23 protein-coding genes are annotated in these 24712 nt (G+C 58.1%); 9 read left to right on the top strand and 14 right to left on the bottom strand.

Features of this window, described 5'->3' with window-relative positions; translation table 11 throughout:
* The first annotated feature begins 8 nt into the window (after nt 1-8).
* Together IB252_RS16890 and IB252_RS16885 are read left to right on the top strand one after the other, a co-directional pair.
* Complete coding sequence (locus IB252_RS16890; RefSeq protein WP_192409605.1) at nt 9-1778, top strand: SulP family inorganic anion transporter; 1770 nt, start codon at nt 9-11, stop codon at nt 1776-1778.
* Between the two features lie 105 nt (nt 1779-1883).
* A complete protein-coding gene (locus IB252_RS16885; protein WP_192409604.1) occupies nt 1884-2363 on the top strand; it encodes a VOC family protein in 480 nt (159 codons plus the stop codon).
* A 16-nt stretch (nt 2364-2379) separates the two neighbouring features.
* On the opposite strand, the gene IB252_RS16880 is transcribed toward IB252_RS16885, so the two are convergent.
* Complete coding sequence (locus IB252_RS16880; protein WP_192409603.1) at nt 2380-2805, bottom strand: hypothetical protein; 426 nt, start codon at nt 2803-2805, stop codon at nt 2380-2382.
* 199 nt (nt 2806-3004) lie between these two features.
* On the opposite strand from IB252_RS16880, the gene IB252_RS16875 reads away from it, so the two are divergent.
* Both IB252_RS16875 and IB252_RS16870 read left to right on the top strand, forming a co-directional pair.
* On the top strand, nt 3005-3376 hold the full coding sequence (locus IB252_RS16875; RefSeq protein ID WP_046049313.1) for a PH domain-containing protein: 372 nt from the start codon (nt 3005-3007) through the stop codon (nt 3374-3376).
* A 21-nt stretch (nt 3377-3397) separates the two neighbouring features.
* Nucleotides 3398-3820 carry an HD domain-containing protein gene (locus tag IB252_RS16870; RefSeq protein ID WP_192409602.1) on the top strand — a complete coding sequence of 141 codons (423 nt, stop codon included), beginning with the start codon at nt 3398-3400 and terminating at the stop codon, nt 3818-3820.
* Nucleotides 3821-3895: 75 nt separating this feature from the next.
* Here the strand turns inward: IB252_RS16870 and IB252_RS16865 are convergent, their stop codons facing one another.
* Both IB252_RS16865 and IB252_RS16860 read right to left on the bottom strand, forming a co-directional pair.
* Complete coding sequence (locus tag IB252_RS16865; RefSeq protein WP_192409601.1) at nt 3896-5572, bottom strand: MFS transporter; 1677 nt, start codon at nt 5570-5572, stop codon at nt 3896-3898.
* A gap of 667 nt (nt 5573-6239) precedes the next feature.
* Nucleotides 6240-8435 (bottom strand): ornithine decarboxylase, encoded by a 2196-nt coding sequence (locus tag IB252_RS16860; RefSeq protein WP_192409600.1) that lies wholly within the window; start codon nt 8433-8435, stop codon nt 6240-6242.
* A gap of 459 nt (nt 8436-8894) precedes the next feature.
* Here IB252_RS16860 and IB252_RS16855 point away from each other — a divergent pair, with 459 nt between their 5' ends.
* A complete protein-coding gene (locus IB252_RS16855) occupies nt 8895-9683 on the top strand; it encodes a DeoR/GlpR family DNA-binding transcription regulator (RefSeq protein WP_192409599.1) in 789 nt (262 codons plus the stop codon).
* A 295-nt stretch (nt 9684-9978) separates the two neighbouring features.
* Here the strand turns inward: IB252_RS16855 and IB252_RS16850 are convergent, their stop codons facing one another.
* The 3 genes from IB252_RS16850 to IB252_RS16840 all read right to left on the bottom strand — a co-directional run bounded on the left by IB252_RS16850 (nt 9979) and on the right by IB252_RS16840 (nt 12932).
* Nucleotides 9979-10878 (bottom strand): bestrophin family protein, encoded by a 900-nt coding sequence (locus tag IB252_RS16850; RefSeq protein WP_192409598.1) that lies wholly within the window; start codon nt 10876-10878, stop codon nt 9979-9981.
* Between the two features lie 5 nt (nt 10879-10883).
* Nucleotides 10884-11882, bottom strand: coding sequence for a GTP 3',8-cyclase MoaA (gene moaA / locus IB252_RS16845; protein WP_192409597.1), 999 nt, complete (start codon nt 11880-11882; stop codon nt 10884-10886).
* Between the two features lie 198 nt (nt 11883-12080).
* Nucleotides 12081-12932 (bottom strand): CAP domain-containing protein, encoded by an 852-nt coding sequence (locus IB252_RS16840; protein WP_111452490.1) that lies wholly within the window; start codon nt 12930-12932, stop codon nt 12081-12083.
* 175 nt (nt 12933-13107) lie between these two features.
* Here IB252_RS16840 and IB252_RS16835 point away from each other — a divergent pair, with 175 nt between their 5' ends.
* Nucleotides 13108-13728, top strand: a complete 621-nt coding sequence (locus IB252_RS16835; protein WP_192409745.1) for a cell wall hydrolase — start codon at nt 13108-13110, stop codon at nt 13726-13728.
* A gap of 161 nt (nt 13729-13889) precedes the next feature.
* On the opposite strand, the gene IB252_RS16830 is transcribed toward IB252_RS16835, so the two are convergent.
* From IB252_RS16830 to IB252_RS16820, 3 genes are all read right to left on the bottom strand, one after another.
* Complete coding sequence (locus IB252_RS16830) at nt 13890-14762, bottom strand: DUF2950 domain-containing protein (RefSeq protein ID WP_192409744.1); 873 nt, start codon at nt 14760-14762, stop codon at nt 13890-13892.
* A 26-nt stretch (nt 14763-14788) separates the two neighbouring features.
* Entirely contained in the window at nt 14789-16276 is a 1488-nt protein-coding gene (locus tag IB252_RS16825; RefSeq protein ID WP_192409596.1) for a DUF3300 domain-containing protein, read from the bottom strand.
* Nucleotides 16277-16445: 169 nt separating this feature from the next.
* Nucleotides 16446-17870 (bottom strand): GGDEF domain-containing protein, encoded by a 1425-nt coding sequence (locus tag IB252_RS16820; protein ID WP_192409595.1) that lies wholly within the window; start codon nt 17868-17870, stop codon nt 16446-16448.
* Nucleotides 17871-18238: 368 nt separating this feature from the next.
* On the opposite strand from IB252_RS16820, the gene IB252_RS16815 reads away from it, so the two are divergent.
* Entirely contained in the window at nt 18239-18478 is a 240-nt protein-coding gene (locus IB252_RS16815; RefSeq protein WP_111452494.1) for a DUF1652 domain-containing protein, read from the top strand.
* 189 nt (nt 18479-18667) lie between these two features.
* Here the strand turns inward: IB252_RS16815 and IB252_RS16810 are convergent, their stop codons facing one another.
* Nucleotides 18668-19000 carry a glycosyltransferase gene (locus IB252_RS16810; RefSeq protein ID WP_192409594.1) on the bottom strand — a complete coding sequence of 111 codons (333 nt, stop codon included), beginning with the start codon at nt 18998-19000 and terminating at the stop codon, nt 18668-18670.
* A 239-nt stretch (nt 19001-19239) separates the two neighbouring features.
* Complete coding sequence (gene gfa / locus IB252_RS16805) at nt 19240-19818, bottom strand: S-(hydroxymethyl)glutathione synthase (RefSeq protein WP_192409593.1); 579 nt, start codon at nt 19816-19818, stop codon at nt 19240-19242.
* A gap of 506 nt (nt 19819-20324) precedes the next feature.
* Between gfa and IB252_RS16800 the strand changes: the two genes are divergently transcribed.
* On the top strand, nt 20325-20993 hold the full coding sequence (locus IB252_RS16800) for a polysaccharide lyase family 7 protein (protein ID WP_111452497.1): 669 nt from the start codon (nt 20325-20327) through the stop codon (nt 20991-20993).
* 186 nt (nt 20994-21179) lie between these two features.
* Here the strand turns inward: IB252_RS16800 and IB252_RS16795 are convergent, their stop codons facing one another.
* On the bottom strand, nt 21180-21662 hold the full coding sequence (locus IB252_RS16795; protein WP_192409592.1) for a GNAT family N-acetyltransferase: 483 nt from the start codon (nt 21660-21662) through the stop codon (nt 21180-21182).
* Nucleotides 21663-21824: 162 nt separating this feature from the next.
* On the opposite strand from IB252_RS16795, the gene IB252_RS16790 reads away from it, so the two are divergent.
* Nucleotides 21825-22064, top strand: coding sequence for a DUF6124 family protein (locus tag IB252_RS16790; protein ID WP_412548172.1), 240 nt, complete (start codon nt 21825-21827; stop codon nt 22062-22064).
* Between the two features lie 250 nt (nt 22065-22314).
* On the opposite strand, the gene IB252_RS16785 is transcribed toward IB252_RS16790, so the two are convergent.
* Complete coding sequence (locus IB252_RS16785; RefSeq protein WP_111452501.1) at nt 22315-23256, bottom strand: AEC family transporter; 942 nt, start codon at nt 23254-23256, stop codon at nt 22315-22317.
* 104 nt (nt 23257-23360) lie between these two features.
* A complete protein-coding gene (locus IB252_RS16780) occupies nt 23361-24467 on the bottom strand; it encodes a mandelate racemase/muconate lactonizing enzyme family protein (protein ID WP_192409591.1) in 1107 nt (368 codons plus the stop codon).
* Between the last annotated feature and the right edge of the window lie 245 nt (nt 24468-24712).

Here is a 24712-nt window from a genome sequence, read left to right as displayed (position 1 = left end):
ACAGCTCTATGAGCGATTCGTATTCTTCACCTCCCGTCCCGGAACCGGGCCGGATTGCACACCGCAATACCGGCGTGCAATCGGGCTGGAGCCGTTGGCTTCCCGGGCTTCGCACGCTGCGCGGTTACCAGGTTGCCTGGTTGCGTCACGACATCATGGCCGGGCTGGTGCTCACCACGATGTTGGTGCCCGTCGGCATCGCCTACGCCGTGGCATCGGGCGTACCCGGCATCTATGGCCTCTACGCGACCATCGTTCCGCTACTCGCTTACGCATTGTTCGGGCCTAGCCGGATTCTGGTGCTGGGCCCGGATTCCTCACTGGCCGCCGTTATCCTTGCAGTCGTGCTGCCGCTGTCGGGCGGCGACCCGCATCGCGCCGTCGCCCTGGCGGGCATGATGGCGATCGTTTCAGGGGTTGTATGCATCCTGGCGGGCATCATGCGTTTGGGCTTCATCACGGAGTTGCTTTCCAAGCCGATCCGCTACGGCTACATGAACGGCATCGCGCTGACCGTATTGATCAGCCAACTGCCCAAGTTTTTCGGTTTTTCGATTGAGTCCGACGGCCCGCTGAGAAACATATGGGCGATCATCACCGCGGTGATGGAAGGAAAGACTAACTGGACCGCGTTCATGATTGGCGCAGCCACCTTGGTCGTGATCCTGCTGCTCAAGGGCTTCAAACGCGTGCCGGGCATCTTGATCGCTGTGGCAGGCGCGACCATTGCCGTCGGTGTGCTGGACCTTGCCGCGCGTGCGGGTGTGTCGGTCCTGGGCGCTCTGCCGCAAGGTTTACCGGCGTTCGCCATCCCCTGGATCACCCGCGCCGATATTGTCCCCGTGCTCATCGGCGGTTTCGCCGTCGCCCTGGTGTCGTTCGCCGACACCAGCGTGCTCTCGCGTGTCTATGCGGCACGGACCCGTTCCTATGTCGATCCGAACCAGGAGATGGCAGGGCTCGGTTTTGCCAATCTGGCGGCGGGGTTTTTCCAGGGCTTTCCAATCAGCAGCAGTTCTTCACGCACCCCCGTGGCCGAAGCCGCAGGCGCCAAAACCCAGTTGACCGGGGTTGTCGGCGCGCTGGCCGTTGCCCTGCTGCTGATGGTGGCGCCGAACCTGTTGCAGAGTTTGCCCAGCAGCGCACTGGCAGCGGTCGTGATCGCGTCGGCCATCGGCCTGATTGAAGTCGCCGACCTGCGCCGCATTTATCGTATCCAGCGCTGGGAGTTCTGGCTGTCGATCGTCTGTACTGTCGGTGTGGCCGTGTTCGGTGCGATCGAGGGCATCGGGCTGGCCATCGTGATCGCCGTCATCGAATTTCTGTGGGATGGCTGGCGGCCGTATTCCGCGGTGCTGGGGCAAGCCAAGGGGGTCAGGGGCTACCACGACATCCAGCGTTATCCCGACGCGAGCCTTATCCCCGGCATGGTGCTGTTTCGCTGGGATGCGCCGTTGTTTTTCGCCAATGCCGAACTGTTCAATAACCGAGTGCTTGCCGCCGTAGCAGCGTCGCCTACGCCCGTGCGCTGGTTGGTCGTTGCGGCAGAACCCGTCACCAGTGTGGACGTGACCTCTGCCGACATGCTGGCTGAACTGGACGACACCTTGCACGCGGCGGGTATCAAGTTGTGCGTGGCCGAGATGAAGGACCCGGTCAAGGACAAGCTGAAGCGATTCGGGCTGTTCGCACGGCTTGGCGAAACGGCGTTCTTTCCAACCATCGACGATGCTGTCGACAGCTACCTGGTGATCCATCCGGTGGACGCGGGGCGCTGATTGGCATGGGCGTCACTCAGCGCTTGGGGTTTTCTGACTTCAAGGTGCACGAAGAGCGAACCCGTACCAGAATGCACGAACCCGTTTTGATTCTGGAGAACCAAGATGATCAGCAAAAACACGATTTGCCTGTGGTACGACGGCACCGCGCTGGACGCTGCGACGTTCTACGCCAAGACGTTTCCCGACAGCGCTGTGGGCGCAGTCCTTCGCGCGCCTGGCGACTATCCGGCAGGCAAGCAGGGCGATGTCCTGACGGTCGAGTTCACGGTGATGGGCATCCCTTGTCTCGGACTGAACGGGGGCTCGGGGATCAAGCACAACCAGGCTTTTTCGTTCCAGGTGGCAACCGACGACCAAGCCGAAACGGACCGCTTGTGGAACGCAATTGTCGGAAATGGCGGTCAGGAAAATGTATGCGGCTGGTGCCAGGACAAGTGGGGGTTGTCATGGCAGATCACCCCCCGTGTTCTGAGCGCCGCGATAGCCAATCCTGATCAAGCAGCGGCCAAACGCGCGTTCGATGCCATGATGGAAATGGGAAAAATCGACATCGCTGCGATTGAAGCGGCTGTTAAGGGTTAACCCACGCTGCTGGGGGTTACTGCGATTTCCAGTGACCTCCACCCGACTCGCAATCAATCTTCGCCTGACTCAAATGCTCAGCGTCGTAGTAATACGTAGTGACTTGAGCATTGTTCGGAATACTCAGCGATGTGCTGCTCTTGTCCTTGCTGGTGGAGTGAGGATTGGCCAGCGATTCTTGGGTCAACGTGGCGATGCAAGTGGCCTGAGCATGATCGGCGCACTGTTCGACTTTTTTCTTGGTGCTGGTCAGCATGTCTTTGCTCTCGTTGCTGCATGACCAATCGATTGCGTTTACCGGCATGCCTTCGTACTCATAGCAGCTATGCGTTTCGACCACCGGCACGGAAGGGCTTTGAGAGCGGGTCAGCACGTCACAGCCTTCAGCCATGACCAGGGTTGGACTCAGGCTGGCCAGCAAAAACAGCAGTCTACTGTTCATCGGGATTTCCTCTCCAATGGCGCCTTGTTTGATCAAAGATCAGCGCTGATAGGGTTTCGAAAACGCGATGGGGCGCGGGGTTCCATTGGTTTTTTAGATCCGCTGTGGGAGGGGGCGCAAAAAGCGCAGGCCCGATGCTATGCTCGCCGCGCCACGCGCTGGCAATCCAGGGAACACTCTTTATGGAAGGGAATGGCGGATGATCGATTTCAACAACAAAGGCTTTTTCAAACTCAAGCAAAACAACGAGTACGCAGAGCGAGTCACCGCGTTGCTACTGGACGGCGAGCAGGTCATTGATGCCTATAAATCCATGCGCGACGGCGTGGTGTTTACCAACAAACGCATCATCGCGGTGAACGTGCAAGGCATCACCGGCAGCAAAAAAGACTTCACTTCGTTGCCCTACAAAAACATCGTCGCTTACTCCGTGGAAACCTCGGGCACCTTCGACCTGGATTCTGAGCTGGAAATCTACTTCTCGGCGCTGGGCAGAGTGAAGTTTGAATTCACCGGAAGGACGTCGATGGTCGAGATTTCCAAACTTATTTCACAGCATCTGTTGGGCTGAACCCGGATTTTCGAGAACGCCATGAGCCAGACACTGGAACGCGCCATTGCCATCGCCGCCAACGCGCATGAGGGACAGGTCGACAAGGGCGGTAGCCCTTACATCCTGCATCCGCTGAACGTCATGTTGCGGGTCAATACACTGGAAGAACGCATCGTCGCGGTGCTGCATGACGTGGTCGAGGACTGCGGCATCAGCCTTGATGACCTGCGCAAGGAAGGCTTCAGCGAAGCCGTTCTGACCGCCATCGAGTCGGTCACTAAAGTGCCGGGCGAGTCCTATGAAGCCTTCGTCGAACGCGCGGCGCAGAACCCGATAGGCCGGGTGGTGAAACTGGCGGACCTGGAAGAGAACAGCGACCTGACACGGATCGCGCAGCCGTCGTGGGAAGACCTGGAGCGCGTTGAAAAGTATCGGCGAGCGATTGGCGTGTTGCGCTCCTGACGAGCCGAATAAATAGATCTGTCCCATTTCCTTCCGGATCGCCCTCTCCCTGGCAGGAGAGGGCCGGTGCCAGCCTCAGGTGTGATGAATTTCCCGATCCTTGGTTTCCGGCAGGAAGAACGTGCCAAGAATGGCCGTCATCACTGCGATGACAATCGGGTACCACAGCCCGTAGTAGATATCACCCGTGGCCGCGACCATCGCGAACGCCACCGTGGGCAGAAAGCCGCCGAACCATCCGTTGCCGATGTGGTAGGGCAGCGACATCGAGGTGTAGCGGATGCGCGCCGGGAACAGTTCCACCAGCCAGGCGGCGATCGGGCCGTAGACCATGGTCACGTAGATCACCAGGATGGTCAGGAGCAGCACCATCATCGGGTAGTTGGTCTTGGCCGGGTCGGCCTTCTCGGGGTAGCCGGCCTCCTTGAGCGCGGTGCCGAGGGTGGCGGCGAAGGCGTCGTTCTTGACCTTGAAGTCGGCACCCGGCATGCCGGTGCCCTCGAAACTCGGGATCACCTTGTCGCCGATGCGGACCTGGGCGACGGTGCCCGGTTCGGCTTTCACGTTCTTGTAGGGAATGGCCTTCTTCGCCAGCACCGTCTTGGCCAGGTCGCAGGAGCTGGTGAATTTGGCCTTGCCCACCGGGTCGAACTGGAACGAGCACTGGCCGGGATCGGCGACCACCGTGACCGGGTTCTTCTCCTGCGCGATGAACACGTCGGGGTTACCGTATTGGGTCAGCGCATGGAAGATCGGGAAGTAGGTCACTGCCGCCAGGATGCAGCCGGCCATGATGATTCCCTTGCGGCCGATACGGTCGGACAGGCTGCCGAATATCACGAAGAACGGTGTGCCGATCAGCAGCGAGCCGGCAATCAACAGGTTGGCGGTCTGCGGATCGATCTTCAGCGTCTGCAGCAGGAAGAACAGCGCGTAGAACTGTCCGGTGTACCAGACGACGGCCTGGCCGGCAGTGCCGCCGAGCAGGGCCATGATCACGATCTTGAGGTTTTCCCAGCGGGCGAAGGATTCGGTCAGCGGCGCCTTGGACGACTTGCCTTCTTCCTTCATTCTCAAGAACACCGGTGACTCGCTGAGTTGCAAGCGGATGTACACCGAGACGATCAACAGCAGGATCGACAGCAGGAACGGAATCCGCCAGCCCCAGGCCTCGAATGCTTCGGTGCCGAGAATGGTTCGGCAGGCGAGGATCACCAGCAGCGAAAGGAACAGCCCAAGGGTTGCAGTGGTTTGAATCCACGAGGTGAAGTAGCCGCGTTTGCCTTTCGGCGCATGCTCGGCCACGTAGGTCGCCGCGCCGCCGTACTCACCGCCCAGGGCCAGGCCTTGCAGCAGGCGCAGGCTGATCAGGATGATCGGTGCCGCCACGCCGATGGTCGCGTAGCCGGGCAAAAAGCCCACCACGGCGGTGGAGATACCCATGATCACAATGGTGATGAGAAAGGTGTGTTTGCGTCCGATCATGTCCCCCAGTCGGCCAAACACGATGGCGCCGAAGGGACGTACCGCGAAGCCCGCGGCGAACGCGAGCAGCGCGAAGATGAAGGACGTTGTCTCATTGACGCCGGCGAAGAAGTGCTTGGCAATGATCGCCGCGAGAGACCCATAAAGGTAGAAGTCGTACCACTCGAACACGGTGCCCAGGGACGAGGCAAAGATGACCTTGCGCTCCTCCTTGGTGATCCCGTGGTGGGGCGCGCTGCCCGTGGAAGTGTTGTCGATTGCGGCCATGAGTCTTCTCCGTCGTTCTTGTTATAGGCCGGAGTACCTCGTTACCTTTTTGCCGCACCCAGGCCCTGGGGCTGATGTCGTCGGATTACGGATTGCGCGAAGCATGCACACAGGCTGACGGCCTCGCATCGCTGCAAGGTTTCTTGAAGCATAATCGGCTTCTCGCAGATATCCACTCGCCATCAAGTTCACCCCAAGGCCGATTCCCCCCTGTGAGCCGCATCGCGACCCGGCGCATCAGTGGTTGCGGGCTCTGCAAACCGGCCCTGTAGGAGCAAAGCTTGCTCGCGATGCTGTTGGCATTCCCGAGGGCCCCATCGCGGGCAAGCCATGCTCCTACAGATGATGTGCGGGTCACTTAATGCATCGCGATCCGGCGCATCAGTGGTTGCGGGCTCTGCAAACTGGCGCTGTAGGAGCAAAGCTTGCTCGCGATGCTGTTGGCGTTCTCGAGGGCCCCATCGCGGGCAAGCCATGCTCCTACAGATGATGTGCGCGTCACTTAATGCATCGCGCCCCGGCGCATCAATGGTGGCGGGCTATTGTTATCTGAATGAGATCTGTGCAAACCGGCCCTGTAGGAGCAAAGCTTGCTCGCGATGCTGTTGGCGTTCTCGAGGGCCCCATCGCGGGCAAGCCATGCTCCTACAGATGATGTGCGCGTCACTTAATGTGGGCGCGTCTTGATCACGTACCCGTAGGCTCGAATGCGATCACCTTCCTGCTTCAAGTACACACCCTGCAGTTCCGGCGTGAAGCCAGGAAGCGAGTTGATGCCTTCCTCCAGCGCCAGGAAGTACTTGAGCACCGCACCGCCCCATATTTCCCCGGGCACCAGGCAGAGCACGCCGGGTGGATAGGGAAGCGCACCTTCGGCAGCGATGCGCCCCTGCGCGTCGGCCAGCGCCACCAGTTCGACATTGCCACGGATGAATTCGAACTGCGCTGCCTGCGGATTCATGGCCTTTTTCGGGAAGTGTTCCTTGCGGAACATTGCCTTCTGCAATTGCTGGACGTTGTGGGTGCGGTAGAGGTCGTGCATCTCCTGGCAGAGTTGGCGAATGGTGTAGTTGCGATAGCGCTCCTGATGCTGCGCATAGATGGCCGGCAACACCCGGCTCATCGGCGCGTCATCACTGATGAAGCGTTCAAAGCGCGCGATCTGTGAGGCGAGATGCGTCATCTTCGCCCAGTCTTCGGCCGGGGTGAGCAGGAACAGAATCGAGTTCAGGTCGCACTTTTCCGGAACGATGCCATTCTCGCGCAGGAAGTTGGCGAGGATGCCGGCATGGATGCCGAAGTCGGTGTAACTGCCATCGACCGGGTCGATGCCGGGCGTGGTGAACAGCAACTTGCAGGGGTCGATGAAGTATTGCTTGTCGGCGTAACCGCTGAAGGCATGCCAGCGATCCTTCGGATGGAATTCGAAAAAGCGGATGTCTTTGGCGATGTCTTCAGTGGGATGGTCCTGCCAGGGGCGACCGTCAATGGTGTCCGGCACGAAGGGGCGAACCATGGTGCACGCTTCCAGAATCAGCTTGCGCGCGTCGATGCCGAACTTCACACAGTCTTCCCACAGGCGCAGGCCACTGCGACCGGAATGGATGCGCGCGTTCACATCCAGTGAGGCGAACAGCGGGTAAAACGGGCTGGTGGAGGCTTGGGCCATGAAGGCGTTGTTCAACTGCGCATGGCTGCAATAACGGGCCTGGCCCTTGATATGGCGATCTTTCTTGTGGATCTGCGACGCCTGGGAAAACCCCGCCTGCTGTTTGTGCACCGATTGGGTGACAAAGATGCCTGGGTCGTTTTCATGCAGGTCCAGCAGTAGCGGCGAGCAGTCCTTCATCATCGGGATGAACTGTTCGTAGCCCACCCACGCCGAGTCAAACAGGATGTAGTCGCACAGTTTGCCGATGCGATCGACGACCTGTCTGGCGTTGTAGACGGTGCCGTCATAGGTGCCCAGCTGAATGATCGCTAGACGAAACGGCCGCGGCAGCTCGGCCTTGTCTGGTGCTACTTCGCAGATGAGTTCGCGCAGGTAGCCTTCTTCGAAACAATGGGCGTCAATCCCGCCGATGAACCCATAAGGGTTGCGCGCGGTTTCCAGGTAAACCGGGGTCGCCCCGGCCTGCAGCAGCGCACCCTGGTGATTGGATTTGTGGTTGTTGCGGTCGAACAGCACCAGATCGCCAGGTGTGAGCAGCGCGGTGGTGACCACCTTGTTGGAGGCCGATGTGCCATTGAGTACGAAGTAGGTCTTGTCGGCGTTGAACACCTGCGCTGCGTGTTTTTGCGCCAGAAGGGCCGGGCCTTCATGGATCAGCAAATCGCCGAGCTTGATATCGGCGTTGCACATGTCGGCGCGAAACAGGGTCTCGCCGAAGAAGTCGAAGAACTGCCGGCCAGCCGGGTGTTTGCGGAAAAACTGGCCGCCCTGGTGACCCGGGCAGGCGAACGTAGCGTTGGCCGATTCGGTGTAGTGCTTGAGCGCGTCGAAGAACGGCGGCAGCAGACTTTCTTCATAGGCTTTTGCCGCAGTCTCCAATTGGTTGCCATGGTATTCGGCGTTGTTGCGTGAGGGGTCAAAAATGCCATTCACCTGAAGCAGAACATCTTGCAGGTGCTGGTAGACGTCCCGGGCGCGGTTGCCGGAACCGGGGGAGGCGACGAGAAAAATGGGGATATCAAAACCGGTACGCTGCAGGGCGTCCAGGGCGTCCGTCATCACATCTTCCACAGAGAACACCGCAACCGCGACATCGGTGTAGTCAGTTTGATTGAGCGCAATGACTTCTCGGGAGGTGTGGAAACAATCGAACGCGGAATCACTGGCGGCAATTTTCAGGGCTGCTTTCATGCGGGGGAAATCTCCTGGCGGACAGTCACTTGTCGGCTTTTTTCAAGAGATCAATTTAGCGAGGGCGCCTTCAAGGTTCCCTGATCCAAATCATGTGGCCCCCTGGTTTAGACCCTGTTGGGAAGGATTACGCCTTTTCTACCGGCTTTTGCCAAGGACTGCCGACAGGCGTTCGACCACTTCTGCCTCGGCAACCTCTTGGCTTTTGCTGATCAGGCGTGCCCCAACGCAATGGCAAACGAGACCACGATCATGCAGGCAAAGGCAAAATTTAGATTCATGAAGTTTTCATCCAAAACATGTGTGATGGCGCCATCTTGAATAGGTCACAAACAAATAAAAAATTCGGCTTCATGATTTGAATCATCGAAACAATCGATAGCTGGCTGGATTGTGTTTACCCCGCGCTTTGGCTAGTCTCGCGAAAACACGCAACTACACGCAAAAGCGGGCAAAAACATGCACGATTCACATTCAGCCGCCGAACTCCCTCATCTGCGCCGGCAAAAAATCCTGTTGATTCTCGAACGTGACGGCAAGGTCATGGCGGGCGAGTTGAGCCAGCATTTCGCGGTGTCCGAAGACACCATTCGCCGTGATCTGGCGGAGCTGGCGACCGCCGGGCTGGTGCAGCGGGTGCACGGCGGGGCGTTGCCGCGGCCCAAGGACACCGGCAAGGATTACTTCACCCGGGTCAGCGAAACCGATGAGGTGAAAACCCACCTGGCGCAACTCGCCGCACGCCAGGTACACAACGGCCAGATTGTGATTTTCGATTCGGGGAGCACGACACTGCAAATCGCCCGATCGCTACCGTCGGACATTGCAATCACAGCCGTCACCGCCTCGCCGATGATCGCGATTACCCTGGCCGAATACAAAGGCATCACGGTGATTCTGGCCGGCGGGCAACTCAATCCCGCGACCATGTCGGCCAGCGGGCATGAAACCCTGCGGCTGATCGAGGGCATCAAGGCTGATCTGCTGTTCACGGGCGTCTGTGCGATTCACCCGGAAGTCGGCATCAGCTCCCTGCATTTCGACGAGGTGCCGGTCAAACAGGCAATGCTCGCCAGCGCCTCCCATGTCGTAGCCGTCACCACCGCCGACAAACTGGGGGCGGTGGAGCCGTTCGTGGTCGCGCCGTGTCAGCGCATTCATACCCTGATCACCGAGCGCCACGTGGCGTCGGGCAATGTCGAGGACTATCAGAAACTCGGGATTGAAGTGGTGCAGGTGGAGGCGTGAAGTGCGTCATGCTTCAACCCCCGGTCACCGGCGGAAAAAAGGCGTTTCACCCGGGTCCGCGCCCGGGCGATTGCTCGGCCGGTGCGCGGTGACACCGTCGGCCCAGATGCCGCTGCCTGCCCCTTCAGCGAATTGTTCTGAAACCGAAAATCCCCTGTGGGAGCGGGCTTGCTCGCGAAGAGGTCGGCACATCCAACATTGATGTCAACTGACTGACCGCTTTCGCGAGCAAGCCCGCTCACACAGGTTCTGCGTCTACTGGCATGTGCCAATGCCCGGTGAATCATCGAGCCCATCAGCTCAACACATAGTCCACCGGTTCCAGCGGCGGTGGCAGTTGTGTCACGCCCAGTGCCGCCAGTACATCTCGTTCAACGCTGCGCACCAATGCATCGATGGGCAGGTCGTTTTCATCGCGACCGAACGGGTCTTCCAACTCATCGCCAATCGCGTCCAGACCGAAAAAGGTATAGCTGACAATGGCGGTGAAAATCGGTGTCAGCCAGCCCAGTGGTTCGGCCATCGCGAAGGGCAGCAAAATGCAGAACAGGTAGATAGTCCGGTGCAGCAACAAGGTGTAGGGGAAGGGCAGTGGCGTGTATTTGATTCGCTCACAAACGGCTTGGGCCTGGGTCAGGCGGGTCAAATGGTTGGCCATGAGCGTGTAGCGCCATTCATTGATCGCGCCTGACTCGGCGAGTGCCGAACACTGTTGACCGACCTGCAGCAGAATCTGCCCGCTGATATCCGCCGCGTTGTCCTTGGGCATCGGGTTCAGCCATTCACCACTGGCCGCCAGTTCGTTTTCTTTGCGCAGTTTTGCATTGAGCGCATGGGCGAAGCCGCAGAGGTTGCTGAGGATATGGTGTCGCTCGTTCGCGTCCTTGATGACCTGGGTTTCGCGCACCATCGAGCGAACATCCACCAGCATGTCGCCCCAGGCTTTGCGCGCTTCATACCACCGGTCGTAGCAGGCGTTGTTTCGAAAGCTCATGAAGATCGACAACGACAAACCCAGCAGGGTGAAGGGCGTTGCACTGACCTTGGAAAAATAGCTCGGGTGCAAGGTTTCGATGAGCACGATGGCCGAAGCGAGCAGCGTCACCAGAAGACTGCGCCAGGCAATTCGTTTGGCGATCGAGCCCTTGAGTGACGTCAGGACGCCGATCAGATTGGGTTTGGGTCTAACGATCATGGTGTTCAGCCGCCCGTCATGTTCATGAAGCGAACCACCTGGACCTCGTCGTTCACTTCGAAAGTGTGCCGATAGGGTTTGAGTTTCATCGCCTCGATGATGGCTTTTTCCAGGCGCTCGGGATGGCCGGGATGGCTGCGCAAAACGGCCTTGAGGTCGACGGAGTGCTCATTGCCCAGGCACAGCAGCAGACGACCTTCCACCGTCAACCGAACCCGATTGCAGGTGCCACAAAAATTGTGGCTGTGGGGGGAAATGAACCCCAGGCGAATATGCGGTGCCTCGGCCAGGCGCCAGTAGCGCGACGGGCCTTGGGTCGACTCGGCGGACTCGATCAACGTGTAGCGCTCGGCGATCCGCTCACGTACCTGGCTGCTTGCGTAAAACGACTCCGCGCGGCTGTGTTCTTGGATGGTGCCCAGGGGCATTTCTTCGATGAAAGAAATGTCGAGATGTCGGTCGATGGCAAAGCTCACGAGGTCGTTGATCTCGTGGTCGTTACGGCCCTTCATCACCACGCAATTGAGTTTGGTATGGCGAAATCCCGCGGCGTTGGCCGCGTCGATGCCGTTGATGACCTGCGCCAGATCGCCGGTGCGCGTCAGTTCACGAAAGCGTTGCGGGTCCAGGCTGTCGAGGCTGATGTTGAGCCGTTTGACCCCGGCCTCGAACAAGGGCGCTGCAAGTTTGCCCAGCTGAGACCCGTTGGTGGTCATGCACAGTTCACGCAGGCCGGGCAGGGCGGCGATCTTTTCGCACAGCTGCACGACCCCCGGACGGATCAGCGGTTCGCCGCCCGTGAGGCGGATCTTGCGGGTGCCCAACGCCACGAAGCTTTCGGCCAGTTGATAGATTTCTTCCAGGGTCAGTACCCGTTGGCGGGGCAGAAACTGCATGTCTTCAGCCATGCAATACACGCAACGGAAATCGCAGCGGTCAGTGACAGACATCCGCAGATAGTCCACACGCCTGGCGAACCCATCGATCAAGACTCGCTCTGACATGACATTCTCGCCTGCTTCCGTGAAATGAGTATTCCGCTATCCCCGGAATTGTTGTGCGCAGACTAAGAGCAACTTTAGAGGGGCGTCCAATCACTATTAATGACCGGCTGATCGACAGGGTCGATGAAGGATTTGATTGCAAAAAAAAACCGGAGCCCCATGACAGGGCTCCGGTTTTTTTCTATCGGCGTTCTGAACTTATTGCGCCCCGAACATCGCCGTCCAGTAAATCCCCGGATCACTCTTCGGATCAACCGCATAGGCCGCGCCCAACTCCCGGTACTGTGGGTTCATCAGGTTCGCGCAGTGACCGGCGCTGGACACCCAGCCTTCGACCACCTTACGCACGGTGTCCTGGCCGGCAGCGATGTTCTCGCCGACCTGCCCGCCGCCATAACCGGCCAATTCAGCCCGGTCACCCGGCATGCGGCCATCGCGGTCCTTGTGATCGAAGTAATTGTTGTTGGCCATCGACCGGGCGTGCTCCTCGGCCGCCGTCGCTAGCGCGGCGTTCCAGGCCAGTGGCGTGGTGGCGGCAAAGGATTGCGTGCCGCACTGGCGCGGCTGGCTGCGTACGATGTTGAGCTCGGCCAGGAGCTTCTGGCCTTCCGCCTGCCAGTCGCCCAGGCGAGCGCTCAACAATGGACGCGCCAGCACGATGCGCCATTCGCGGTCTTGGTGGCTGACGCCGACATCGACGAATTGCGGGTCCAGCACGATCTGGCAAAAGCTTTCCTGAATCGCTTTCATCGCTGATGGCGCATCACGCGGCCCGGACAGGCTGATCGCCTGTACGTTCTTCATCGGATAACCCGCGCTGGCCATTGCCTGCTGCAGATTGCCGACGCTGTTGGCGTTCAGCGCCAGCCGTGGGTCACCGGCCAGCGGTGGCAGTTCCTGCGATACCTGACCTGCGCAGCGCTGCACCTGGCTGCGGTAGAGGTTGATCGAATCAATCAGTTGTTTCTCGTCGGCCGCCAACGCATTCGCGGCGAACAACATCCCCAGTGACAACGTGGCAAGACGCATGGCAGATGATTTGAAGCGCATGGAAATCCCCTTGAGCTGACTGCGCCCATGATGCGCGATTTCACCCCCGCGAGCGCAATGACTTTTCACGCTCGACGACAGTTTTTTTGTCCGTCTGTTGGAATCAATTCTGGCAACTACAATCAAGCAAAGTCGCCAGTTCGGCGTGCTTGCGGTTCCGTCCGAAGGGTCGATCATGCGAGTTGTCTGGATAGTCACCTGCTTGGCAATAACCCTTTTCGCAGGCCACGCCATCGCGTCTGAGCAGGAGCAAAAAAAGGAAATGGCTGAGGACAAGGCCGAGGTCCTGGAACAAAAAGCTGCGGAGAAGGGCACCGAAGTCCCTGTGCCCAAGTCCGAAACCATCACCACCTCTGAAGTTCAGGCCGTCGATCCCGCCGGCGCGTCGCCGCTGGACGATGCAATCACCTGTCTGTCCCGCTCCATCTATTGGGAGTCCAAAGGAAAATCGTCCGCCGACATGGAAGCCGTCGCCAGCGTCGTGATGAACCGCCTGGGCCATGAGGGCTTTCCGGACACGGTATGCGCCGTGGTCAAGCAGGGTTCTGAAAGCAAAAATTGTCAGTTTTCGTGGTGGTGTGATGGACGCTCGGATCAGGTCCAGGAAGAAACCCAATACGCGATGGCCAAGGAAATCGCGCGCAAAGCGCTCAACAAGCAACTGAACGACCGAACCCACGGCGCGATGTATTTCCACGACAGGAAAGTGAAACCTGCCTGGGCGAGGAAATACATCAAGACCGCCGAGACCTCGATGTTTCTTTTTTATAAGCCGCGTGGCGGGACGGCGAAGTAGGGGGGCGCTTTTTGCCAGTGTCGTTCAAGTAGCAAAGGCTGCAGCCTTGTTCCCAACCTCCGTTTTTTTCACGACTCATGCCAGCAGCTTGTCCGCCGGTCGCTCCTCGCCGACGCCGGAAAGTGATTTTCCAGAACGACCTGATATCAACGTCTGGATGGCTACTGGTCTTCAGAAACCTCCTTCCAACTGTCATCCGGATCAAAGCGTTTCATTGCCTTCGCCAGTTTTTCGCCATTGGGGCCAAGGTCTTTCTCAAACACCTGTCCCTCATGACTGATCATGAAACTCATCACCCCGGTGTCATCATATTTTGCCGGCCAGGCGATCAGGGCAAAGCCTCGGCTCATTTTGTCGCCGATGCGGTAGCTGTAGGCGCCACCTGGTGCCGACGGACCTTGGGCATCAAGGATGCGGAAGTGGTAACCATGCCAGTCTTCGTCGTTGATGGCTTTGCCGAACAACGGCCCCAACGGACTGATCTGACCGCTGTCGTCGTCCGCCCAATAGAGGCCGTCATGCTTGCCGGGGGTGCTGAAGATTTTCTGCGCATATTCAAGTGCGCCGTCCCCGTCACGATCCACTGAGGCATAGTCCATCTGAGCATCGTGATAGGTCAGCGCCGCTTGCACGGCGTCCAGTTCGTTGCGGCCAATGCGACGGGCACGGATTTCGACGCTGGCGACCTTCATGTCGAAGCGCCAGCCGTTCGTACCTTTTGTCATGGGGATAGGCAGTGTCCAGTGGTCACTGCCGACTGCCAGGATCGCCTTGCGCTCGCTGGGTTTTTCAATCTGGTGCTGCTCGTGGTACTGCTTCAAAAACGCATCCACATCACTGCTCTGCACGCCTTGGCGGGGAATGTAAGTGCGCCAGTCATCGCCCAGCAGCTCTGTCAGGCGTACCTGATCGGGTTTTCCCGTACCCAAGGCCTTGACGAACGCCTCAGCAGCTTCTTCCGGTGTTTGAAATGCCTCCTGTGCCGCTGCCATGCACGTCCACGTCAAGCCGGCCGTTATCGCCAGCAGGCCCATGAGGATCTTCACTTGCAGAGAGTTGTTCACCGACGCCCCCCCCTTGAACGCGCCGGCATGGACGGCCGACTGATCTGGTGACCGGCCGATCGCGCGGCACTCGGGCGCTGGGTGGATGCCTGGCTGGTCCGGCCACGAAGTGCTTGTGCGTTGGACTGGGAAGGGGAACGCGCGCCGGCGAAGGCATTGTCGCGGGCGCTGCCGCGACTGGCGGCCGGTTGCTTCTGCACAGTCTGGCGCGCCTGCGAAGAGTCTTTTGTGCGCTGATTCACCTGAGCGTTCTCTCTCCTGGGCTGCTGATTCTCACGGATGTTTTTGGCCGTGCCCTGGCTCCGGTCAGCCGTCCTCGGTCTGTCCGCACCGGCTTGCATCCGATTGCCGACCGAGGCATCGGACTGCGCCCTGCGCACTTGATCACGAGCCTGGCGGTTGCTGGTGGGAGGTCGTTCGATACCGCGTTTGTCCATTGAACTACGGGCATTTTCACGGGCCTGGGCGCGCTGGGCATCGTCCCCTCGATACGCCTCACGCTGATTGGCACCGTTGAGTTGCCGGCCGTATTGTCCACGGCTCCGGGAGTCTCGATAGGGAACGCCATCACGGTGAACGGCGTTGTGCTGCCACTTGTTTTGATTATTGGTGATCTGGTTGTTGCGATTGATGTTGTTGTAGCGATCGACGTCGATGTCGATGTCGTTATTGCCCCAGTCACAGTCTCCCCACAGCGAGCCGATGATCGCCACACCGGTCCCGAACGCCAATCCGGCCATCAGTGCCGAACCGGGGTAATAAGCGGGCGGCGGCGGGTAGTACGGGGGCGGCGACGCAGGGTAGGCCCAAGTGCCGTAGGTGGTTGTCGGGTTATAAGCGGGTACGTACACCACCTGCGGATCGGCGGGCTGAATGATGATGGTCGACGTGCTGCTGGCAGGCGCGGGGGCGGGTGCCTGAGCGGTGGGCGCGGGTGCCGGTGTCGCAACATTCTGCACCGTCACGTTCTGGTACTGGTTGCTCTGAAGATTGCCTGCGGCTTGCGCCTGATGACGCAAGCGTTGCACGCCATCCATGAGATCGTCCGGCTGCGCGAGGAAGGCATCACCCAGGCGTTGTACCCAGACCGGGTCCTGTCCCAGCGTGGCCAGGACCTGCGGGAAGGCGACCAGTGCCTGCACGCTCGGATCCCACGGCTGGCTGGCCACTTGCTTGACCGCCTCGTCGCCCTTGGCGTCCGGGTGTGCCTTGGACCAGGTCACCGCCTCGGCGATTTCGCCGGGGTAGGTGCTCGCCATCAATACCTGCGCCAGCAACGGGTCCGGGTAAAGGGCGATGGGCGCCAGCATTTGGGCCAACTGCTCCTGCGTAAACACGGCATCCTTGGCCGGCGCCGTTCCGGCAGGGGTTGTCGGGGCTGTATTCGTCGGGACAGGGGCGGTCGCGCCCGTGGTTTGCGCAAGGCACGCAGATCCGCTCAAGAACAGTGCAGCCGACATCGCGTAAAACAAAGGGATACGCATTGCTCCCTCCCTGTGATCAGGCAGGCGTGAAATGGGTGGATCAACGCCAAGGAGATGAAAGCCGGCTTTGCTAGCCGCAAACCTCAGCTTCGATGCCGTGGCTTAATGGTACATCACCAACCTAACGCCCAATGCTGTGGCACAAAGCCGAATATCGGTGCCGACGCTTTCACAGCGATTGGAGGCTGGCTTCGATGGTCGTAACCACACGGTTACGGCCTTCGTGTTTAGCGTGATACAGACGTTGATCGGCTGCACGCAGAATGGCGTCGATGGTGTCGCCGTCGCGGCCGGATTGCGCTACGCCGATGCTCACGGTGACCACGGTTAACCGCTGCAGGCCATGAAAAGAATTATTTGCAACGGTGCTTCGCAGACGCTCGGCGATTACGTGCGCGCCCTCAAGCGAAGTCTGCGGTAGCAGAATCATGAATTCTTCCCCGCCCACTCGGGCTACGCCGTCATACGGGCGGATCGAATCGAGGCATTTCTCCACGAAATCCTTGAGGATGTCATCGCCCACCTGATGCCCGAAGCGATCGTTGATGGACTTGAAATTATCCAGGTCGAGTGCCAACACGGAGAACGGCTCACCGCCACGCTTGGACCGGCCCATTTCGACTTCGACCCGCTCCATGAACCGACGCCGATTATCAGCGCCAGTCAGGGGATCGGTGGCCGCAAGGTGCCCGAGTTCTTGATTGGTGCGCTGCAGTTCCTGCAGGGCGCTCTCTGCATAGGCCATCGCTTCGGCCAGACGCACCATCAACTCCTCTTGGCTGTAAATCTTCGAAAACGACCGCGTGGTGAGGAACGCTTGCACGACCCCATAGCTCAACATGAAGAACCCACCGGCGAAGATCGCATGAGCGAGCCACCACATGTGGTTCCACGGACGTGCAAGGATGAAGGCAAGCGATGACAGCGCGAACGCGGTGACCGAGACGACAAAAATCATCATCAGCGGCGAACGGATACGGCGCAGCAGGAGGATTACCACGGTCAATGTGGAAAGAATGAGGGCACCACCTTCCATCGAGAGGCGCACCGCGAGATTACCGGCGATCGGTGAGTTCGCGACGTACGCCACAGCCACATCAACCAGCAGGAACAGTCCTATCCAGGCCAACCACGGGCGGGCCTTCATTCGTTGGTCCGCGTCATCAGGCGGGCGGTGGTAAGACAGCATTCCGACTAACAGCAGAATCGACATGACCAGACGAGAGGCCGGTCCATACAGCAGGAAGAGCCAGATATTGTGGTGGGCTTGCCCGGTGAACGCACCATGCAACGCGTAGATCAGTACAAAACCGAGAAAACCTAGTGTCATCCATCGCAGCAGCGGGTCTCCCGATGACTGATAGCAGCGCCACGTGACGTAAGTCACAAACAAGCCCGCCAAGGTGGCTGCCGTGATCGCAATGATATGGAACAGGTGGTTCTCGAATGTAAGGGTGGGGTCTTGGAAGAAGTATAAATAGCCAATCAGATAGGCCGGAACAAACGCAAATCCTGCGAGCAGCAAGTAAGCATAAACCTTGACCATGAGGCGAACGGCTTCAGGTGGCTCGCCGCCGGCGATGAGATTGCTCATGGTTCCCTCCAATTTTGAATCTATTTAGTCAGCACCGGTCCGGTGTTGGCTCCAGAGACACCTACCTGCCAATGGTCCTTCGCCTCTTTACGCAGATAGGGGATGGACCGATCTATGGCAATTCAATATTAGACTCCCTCCCGATTTCTGCTGCGCAAGCAGGTAAAAATGTTCACGCGAACGCCTTTAATCGATCAGGAATGTCTCATTGTTCTCATCGGCGATTTTCGGTCAGTCGTGAGAGGCCGACATTGGCCGGTCGCTGCCCCGCGGATGCAATTGGTCGCGATCTCGGTCAGCTCGAGGCTGGGTTGCCTATTATTACTAGACAGAAGCGCAAACGACCTTTGACTTTGAGGACGTGAGTCATGATTTCCATACTTGAGCTTCGCCACATCATTGAGTGTGGTTTTCTGCCTCTTTCTTGCATCTGCACCTCCAATCCAGATGGATCGCTCATGATAAAAGTGTTCGAACCGTCATCGGGTCATGTCGAATTATTGGTCACTGGCGTTAGAACCGAAAAACTAACGTCCAGCCGAGCTATCGCGGAGTTGATCGGCGAATTACGAGTTGAAATGTTGGCTTTGAAAGAGGAGCTTTGCTGACAGAATTCTATTGGATGACAGGCGATTTAGAGCTTCACATCCAGCCGAATCAAATTCGGGCCCTCTTGCCGCTCTATGTAAACGGCGACGCGTTCGCCAATCCTTTGGAAGCTGAGATCGACACGGTGTTGATTAAACTTCAGTTCCCGCACCTCCAAACGGTCAATACCAATGGGGAGTCGAGGTTGTCTAACAACCACTCATATCTTCGAAAAATGGAAAGTGCAATAAATCAATATGAAAGTGCAACACATCGAACTCGGCCGCTTGATGCCTCAATTCATAAAGCAAATTCAAGTGGCTGGCCAATTCTGACTTCAGCGCAGTGCTGTCTAGCCGCAACGCTTGATCTCGGGCGGCGACCAATGTTGCGCACGTACGCGATCCCTTCGCAGCGAAGAGGGTGACGTCATGCCCCAGTTCGACTAAAGCATCCGATAAATGAGCGACGACTCTTTCAGTTCCTCCGTAGAGAAAAGGGGGGACTGATTCGTACAGTGGTGCTATTTGTGCGATTTTCATAACCGCATTCCCCATCAGTCAACGGTCTTGGCAACGTCATGCCGTCACAGTTTTTTCGACCAATCAGGAGAGAAATAAGGTTTAACGCCGCGACAAACGGTTTTATAGATAGACCTATGGGCATGACGGATCTGGTAGCTCCAGCGTCCGCTTTCCATAGTTCCAATTGATTATTTTGGCGTGCACAACATCAAAGGTGAATCGACGCCGCGGCCCGGAAAAAAAACCGCGGCGATCGATCAGGCGGCGGGGAGCAGGCCTTTCTGTTTGGCGACGTGAATCGCCAGTGCGTCCATCAAGTCCGGGGACAGGCAGTCATAGGGTTCCAGGCCGATCGAGCGCAGGCGTTCGCGGATAGCCTTCATTTGCGCTGGCGGTGTGCCGGTTTCGATGATGGAGGATACGAACGCCGCGAATCCCGGCGCAGCCCATCCGCTCTGTGGGGAAAGTTCGGTGTGGACGAAGTCCAGGCCATAAAACGCATGGTCCTTGTTCTCGATGCGCCCGAATAGATGGGCGTGACACTGCTTGCAGGCGTGGCGCTGGATGGTGGCGGTTTCGTCGACGATCTCCAGTTTTTCGCCATGGGCAATGACGCTGACCTTATCTCGTGGCACCACGGCGATGACGGCGAATGTCGCGTTTTGCGGTTTCCAGCATTTGCTGCAACCGCACGCGTGGTTATGCAGCGTTTGTGCGTCGATCTTGACCTCGACCTTGTCGGTCGCACACAGGCATTGCAGGGTGCCACCGGCGAAATTCGCGGCGGCGGGTTGGATACCATTGTCCAGTGCGGGGTGTAGTTGCAAGGTACTCATGCTGGCGTCTCCGTTTCAGGGTGGGCAGAGTGCCTGGGCCGTGCCCCAGACCGGTAGTTCATCGGAAATCGATGACGGCGCGGCTCGATTTGCCTTCATGCATCAGATCGAATCGCGGCGGATTTCGAAAAGACAAGTGCATAAACGAGCGACCTCCTTCGGTGCGACCGGTCGGGTACCCAGATTCCAGAATAGTCTGCGATGGCACCTTGAGCGCGACACAAAAAAACGGGCGCCGGCTGAAGGACGCCCCGTACACCGCTGATGGCTTAGGTCCCTTCGCTGCAGCTGATACACCAACCGGATTAGTTCCATCAACTTCCAAAATAGCCGACTAACGGTCATCCCCGTAGGCACAAAGCCTGCAGCAAACATCTCGACGAACATTTGACGTCAATCAACCGCCACACGGATTTCCTGATCAGCAGACCCAATTGACACAGCTCAATAGCATCGGTTCGAGCGCAACTGTGGCCGCAACATTCCCCGCATACAGGATTATTGACATGATCGACCTCGCCACTTGGAATTTGAGCATCCCTGAAGGCAGCCCACCGGCCACCATAGAAACGCCTCGATTGGCGCAAGGCTTCAAGGACCAGTATTTCAGTTCTGAAGCCGCTACCCTTTCTTTCTGGGCGCCTGTGACGGGTTCCAGGACGGCCAACGCTATTTACCCGCGCAGCGAGTTGCGGGAAACCTATAGCGATGGAACGGTGCGCAACTGGCAGTATTCAGCGGCGGATAACATTCTGCGGGCGAGCCTTACCGTCAATCAGGTGCCCAGCACCGGCAAGATCGTGATTGGTCAGATTCACAACAAGGACAGCAACAGCCCCATGGTGAAGCTGGAATACCAATACAAAACCTCGGCTTCGACGGGAAATATTGTCGCCAAGGTGCGCATGCGCCCCGACGATGAAGAGGGCCAGGTCATTACCATTGCGACGGGGGTGCCGCTCAACTGCAACTTTTCCTACCAGATCCACCTCAGTCCGAAGGGTGCGCTGGGCATCAGCGCAGCAGGATACAACTGGAGAACCACCATCGACCCGAGCTGGAAGACCAAACCACTGTATTTCAAAGCGGGTGCATATGTGCAGGACAACACTGGCTATCCCACCGAGGGCGGAAAAGTGACGTTCAGGTTGCTGGAGATCCAACACAACATGTAGTCGCTTCTTTAGGTCACTACCGTTGGTACGCCGATCCGAAGGGTGAAGACTTTAGTGGATTTCCTCGTCGATCGGCTACCAAGTGGCTAGCTGTCAGTGAACTCAACCGTCGATTGCATCATTTCGCGACGGGCAGCTATCGGCCCAGAGTGTGTAAAAACGTACGTCGAGGTGCATCACATCCAGCTAGCAAGCTGGGCCAGCCGGCGGAACGCTCTGACGAACATAATAATTGTCGAATTCTCTGCTTTCGACGAATTGGAAGCCATGACGGGTATAAAAGCGATTCGAAGCGCTTTCTTTGAGAGCACCAACTCTAATAGGGAGCGCAGCCGCATCCGCCTCTTTGAAAATCTGAGTGAGAACAGCAGAGCCTATTCCTGATCCTTGCGCGCTCGGTCTCACATACAAGTGGTCGAGCAAGAGTTCATTGCGGTGATGCTTGACCACTACAAAACCAACCCTCTCTCCAGATACCTCGATGTAGTGTGTGTTGTGGGCTTCAAAACCGCTAAGAAACCGCTCGCGCGCTCGCACTGGATCAAATCGCCCAACACGCTCCAGACTTTCGCGCATGGCCTCAATTCGAATGGTTACAAGATTGTCCAAGTCGCTTTGTTGAGCCGAGACCAAAATGACTGGCGAATTTTGATTGGGTGTGACGGGCATATTTTGCGCTCAAACTACCATCTTGGGAGGCCAGTATAGAGAGCCTGATATGCGGTTCCCAGTTTGGCTTCACCGTCGAATTCAGACATCCACCTCAAATGTGAATGAAGGGCTGTGTCTCTGTTCTATTATTTTTGCGTATTCATTTGCAGAGGGAAGCCAGTGAAACGCTTCATTCAAGGTGAACATCGAGGCCAAAGCACCTTACTTCCAGAAGCTACGGCCGAAACCCTGGCGGTTTTTTTGGTCGTGACGCTAGCGTCGGTCGATGTGATGGTTCATCAGTTGATGGATCATTTGGAGGGGGAGTCGCGTTATGCCTTGCTGGGCATTTCAAACAGCATCATGGTGGCGGAAATTACGGCTAACCGGGTGTTGGATAAGGTTGAGCCGCCTAAGTAGTCGCTGACCTGTGGTGAGAGGGATTGTTTCCACTGAGCGGCGAAACGGGTTCAACAGATGGGCCTGCTGCGCAGGCCAGCGGGAGCGAGCTCCCTCGCCACAGGTTGCTTGTTGTTTGTGCTAGCTGTTTTCGCAAAAACGGGACGCTTGGCGTCCCGTTTTTTATGGTGGTGGTATCAGCCTCCAGCGCGTTTGTTCAACGCCTCTGCCGCCGCAGCGATTTCCGCCTGGCGCCTGCGCGAGCCCGCAGTCAAGCAGCGGCAAGCCCGCCATCAATCAGGTAGATCGCAAAGGAGAACGTCACGATCGACAGCACGGTGCTGACCAGAATGGAGGTCGCGGCTTCGCTTTGATAGGCGCCGGTCTGGTTCGCAAACATCGCCGGGATCGTCGCCGATGGAAGGGCGCAAAGCAGGATCATCTGTTGCGCGTACAGGCCATGAGTGCCGAGCAGTACCGTGGCGCTGAACATCAACACTGGGTGAATGAGCAGCTTGAGCCCAAGGTTGCCCCAGACTTCACCGGACATTTTCAGTTTCTCCGACGACATGATCAGTCCCAGGCACAGCAGGGATACGCCGGGCGTGGCTTTGCCGAGAAGGGTGAAAGACTCCGCCGCAAGCGGAGGCAACTTGACCTGCAGCACGGAAAGTAGAATCCCCAGGGCCGGCGCCCACATCAGCGGACGACGTACCGCCCCTGAAAGGCTCGACAAAAACGCCTGGCCGCCACTGGCCTTTCCATCGGCGATGGTGAGCAACATGGTCGTCAGCGGGATCATCACCAGGCTCGCGACCAGGTTCAGTACCAGCACCGAGTAGATGCTGCCCGCGCCAAACATTGCACCCAGGATAGGGATGCCCATGAAGGCGGCGTCTGGATAACCGTTCACGAAGCCCTTGAGCGTTGCCACCTTGAGATCGCGAGTGCTGAACCAGCCGATCGCCAGCGCTATCGTGTACATGCCCATGATGCCGATGAACGTCGCCACGATGAACTTGAAGTCGAAGAGCTGTTCACGGGGTGTGCTCGCCATCCCGACAAAAAGTAACGCCGGGAATATCCAGCCCAGCACCAGGCGGCTGATCAGCAGGCTGTCCGAATGGGTAAGTCGTCCGCGCTTGCCGGCGATGTAACCCAGCGCGATCACAAAGGCGACGGGCAAGATGGGTCCTACGATCCTGTCTAACATGTCATCAATCCTCGTATTTATTTTTATCAAGAATGTCGTCATGGCTGATCGAGGCCGACACGTCGGCGTCGATCAGCGCTGCAATGAGCCAGCGGCTTATGGGGTCAAGGTTTGAAGCGGTAGTCCCGGATGACGTCCTGGTCTGGCTCGATGCCGAGTCCCGGTCCTTGCGGTACGTCGATGCGTCCGTTACGCGGGATGATGGCGTCGCCATAGAGTTGCGCTTCGAGATCGAAGTAACGCCATTCGACCAGTGACTTGGCGCCGCCCAGGGCTGCACTTCCATGCACCGCCGCCAGCAGGCCGGGGCCGTCATAAAAGGCGTGGACCATCACGGTGACGCCATGGGCGTTGGCCAGTGCATAGACTTTTTGCAGTTCGGTGATGCCGCCCATTTTGGCGGGGCTCGGCTGTACGAAATCCACCGCGCAGGCCTCAAGCAGGTGTTGGAAGTCCATGAGCGTCGAGGCATTCTCGCCAGCCGCAACCGGGATGCCGCCGTGCGCGCGCACCCTTGCCAGCCCCGAGTAGTCTTCCGGCGGCCACACCGGTTCTTCGATCCAGCGCAGGTTCAGCGGGCGAAGTTTCTCGGTCATGTCCAGCGCTTCGCGCACCGTCCACGGAGCGTTGACGTCGAGGGTGATTTCCACGCCGGGGCCAGCGGCCTCGCACGCAGCGCGGATGACGTCGATATCCACTTCGTGCAACTTGAGGTGGCGGAAACCGCTGTTGACCGCGCGCTGCACATTGACGCGGATGAGTTCGGGATCTGCATATCGGATCAGGCTTGCATACGCCGCAAGAGACGTGGCCTCACTCCCGCCCAGCAACTGGTAGATCGGTTTTTTGGCGGCTTTGCCCGCGATATCCCACAGCGCGATGTCAATCGCCGAGAGGCCATAGATAAACGCGCCGCTGCGACCGAAAACGTGAAATTTCTTCTGCAGGTCACCCTGTAATTTCTCCCGTCGGGTAACGTCACTGCCAATCAGTTCAGGCGCAAGGATGGTGTCGATCACCACTTTTACCGCAGGGATCGCGGTGAAGCCGAAGGTTTCGCCCCAGCCAACGATACCGTCGTCGGTGGTGATCTTGACCACGAGAGAGTCGACCATTTGCAGGTCTTTCGGCCCCCAGACCCCGCCGGCGGACCGGCCACCCGTGGTGAAGGGAATACGAAGCGGAATGGTTTCAATGCTGGCAATTTTCATAGGATTGCGCCTCAAGCGGGTTGCGAAGTTGGCACGGCGATTTTTTTATTCGTCCGTGCCAGGTTGAGGGCAACGTACATAACATTCTGTTGTCCTTCAACAGAACAACTGAGCTGTTCAGATAGATTCCGACCTGTTTTGTTGTTAAGTAGTTGTTTTTATTGGTTAATATTATTGATGCGTTTGGCGAATTTCAGTTTCAACTGTCAGGAACAAGTCTTCTGATGTAGATTAAGAAGACAAGT

Origin of the sequence: Pseudomonas sp. PDM10 (assembly GCF_014852295.1) — a bacterium.
In the GTDB taxonomy this organism is placed as follows: domain Bacteria; phylum Pseudomonadota; class Gammaproteobacteria; order Pseudomonadales; family Pseudomonadaceae; genus Aquipseudomonas.
The sequence above is the reverse complement of the archived record's forward strand: the minus strand, read 5'-3'. Positions and strand labels throughout refer to the sequence as shown.

Excerpts from the sequence above, each read along its gene's own strand:
- IB252_RS16890 (WP_192409605.1), top strand. The coding sequence starts at position 9 with ATGAGCGATTCGTATTCTTCACCTCCCGTCCCGGAACCGGGCCGGATT.
- IB252_RS16885 (WP_192409604.1), top strand. The coding sequence starts at position 1,884 with ATGATCAGCAAAAACACGATTTGCCTGTGGTACGACGGCACCGCGCTG.
- IB252_RS16880 (WP_192409603.1), bottom strand. The coding sequence starts at position 2,805 with ATGAACAGTAGACTGCTGTTTTTGCTGGCCAGCCTGAGTCCAACCCTG.
- IB252_RS16875 (WP_046049313.1), top strand. The coding sequence starts at position 3,005 with ATGATCGATTTCAACAACAAAGGCTTTTTCAAACTCAAGCAAAACAAC.
- IB252_RS16870 (WP_192409602.1), top strand. The coding sequence starts at position 3,398 with ATGAGCCAGACACTGGAACGCGCCATTGCCATCGCCGCCAACGCGCAT.
- IB252_RS16865 (WP_192409601.1), bottom strand. The coding sequence starts at position 5,572 with ATGGCCGCAATCGACAACACTTCCACGGGCAGCGCGCCCCACCACGGG.
- IB252_RS16860 (WP_192409600.1), bottom strand. The coding sequence starts at position 8,435 with ATGAAAGCAGCCCTGAAAATTGCCGCCAGTGATTCCGCGTTCGATTGT.
- IB252_RS16855 (WP_192409599.1), top strand. The coding sequence starts at position 8,895 with ATGCACGATTCACATTCAGCCGCCGAACTCCCTCATCTGCGCCGGCAA.
- IB252_RS16850 (WP_192409598.1), bottom strand. The coding sequence starts at position 10,878 with ATGATCGTTAGACCCAAACCCAATCTGATCGGCGTCCTGACGTCACTC.
- moaA (WP_192409597.1), bottom strand. The coding sequence starts at position 11,882 with ATGTCAGAGCGAGTCTTGATCGATGGGTTCGCCAGGCGTGTGGACTAT.
- IB252_RS16840 (WP_111452490.1), bottom strand. The coding sequence starts at position 12,932 with ATGCGCTTCAAATCATCTGCCATGCGTCTTGCCACGTTGTCACTGGGG.
- IB252_RS16835 (WP_192409745.1), top strand. The coding sequence starts at position 13,108 with ATGCGAGTTGTCTGGATAGTCACCTGCTTGGCAATAACCCTTTTCGCA.
- IB252_RS16830 (WP_192409744.1), bottom strand. The coding sequence starts at position 14,762 with ATGGGCCTGCTGGCGATAACGGCCGGCTTGACGTGGACGTGCATGGCA.
- IB252_RS16825 (WP_192409596.1), bottom strand. The coding sequence starts at position 16,276 with ATGCGTATCCCTTTGTTTTACGCGATGTCGGCTGCACTGTTCTTGAGC.
- IB252_RS16820 (WP_192409595.1), bottom strand. The coding sequence starts at position 17,870 with ATGAGCAATCTCATCGCCGGCGGCGAGCCACCTGAAGCCGTTCGCCTC.
- IB252_RS16815 (WP_111452494.1), top strand. The coding sequence starts at position 18,239 with ATGATTTCCATACTTGAGCTTCGCCACATCATTGAGTGTGGTTTTCTG.
- IB252_RS16810 (WP_192409594.1), bottom strand. The coding sequence starts at position 19,000 with ATGAAAATCGCACAAATAGCACCACTGTACGAATCAGTCCCCCCTTTT.
- gfa (WP_192409593.1), bottom strand. The coding sequence starts at position 19,818 with ATGAGTACCTTGCAACTACACCCCGCACTGGACAATGGTATCCAACCC.
- IB252_RS16800 (WP_111452497.1), top strand. The coding sequence starts at position 20,325 with ATGATCGACCTCGCCACTTGGAATTTGAGCATCCCTGAAGGCAGCCCA.
- IB252_RS16795 (WP_192409592.1), bottom strand. The coding sequence starts at position 21,662 with ATGCCCGTCACACCCAATCAAAATTCGCCAGTCATTTTGGTCTCGGCT.
- IB252_RS16785 (WP_111452501.1), bottom strand. The coding sequence starts at position 23,256 with ATGTTAGACAGGATCGTAGGACCCATCTTGCCCGTCGCCTTTGTGATC.
- IB252_RS16780 (WP_192409591.1), bottom strand. The coding sequence starts at position 24,467 with ATGAAAATTGCCAGCATTGAAACCATTCCGCTTCGTATTCCCTTCACC.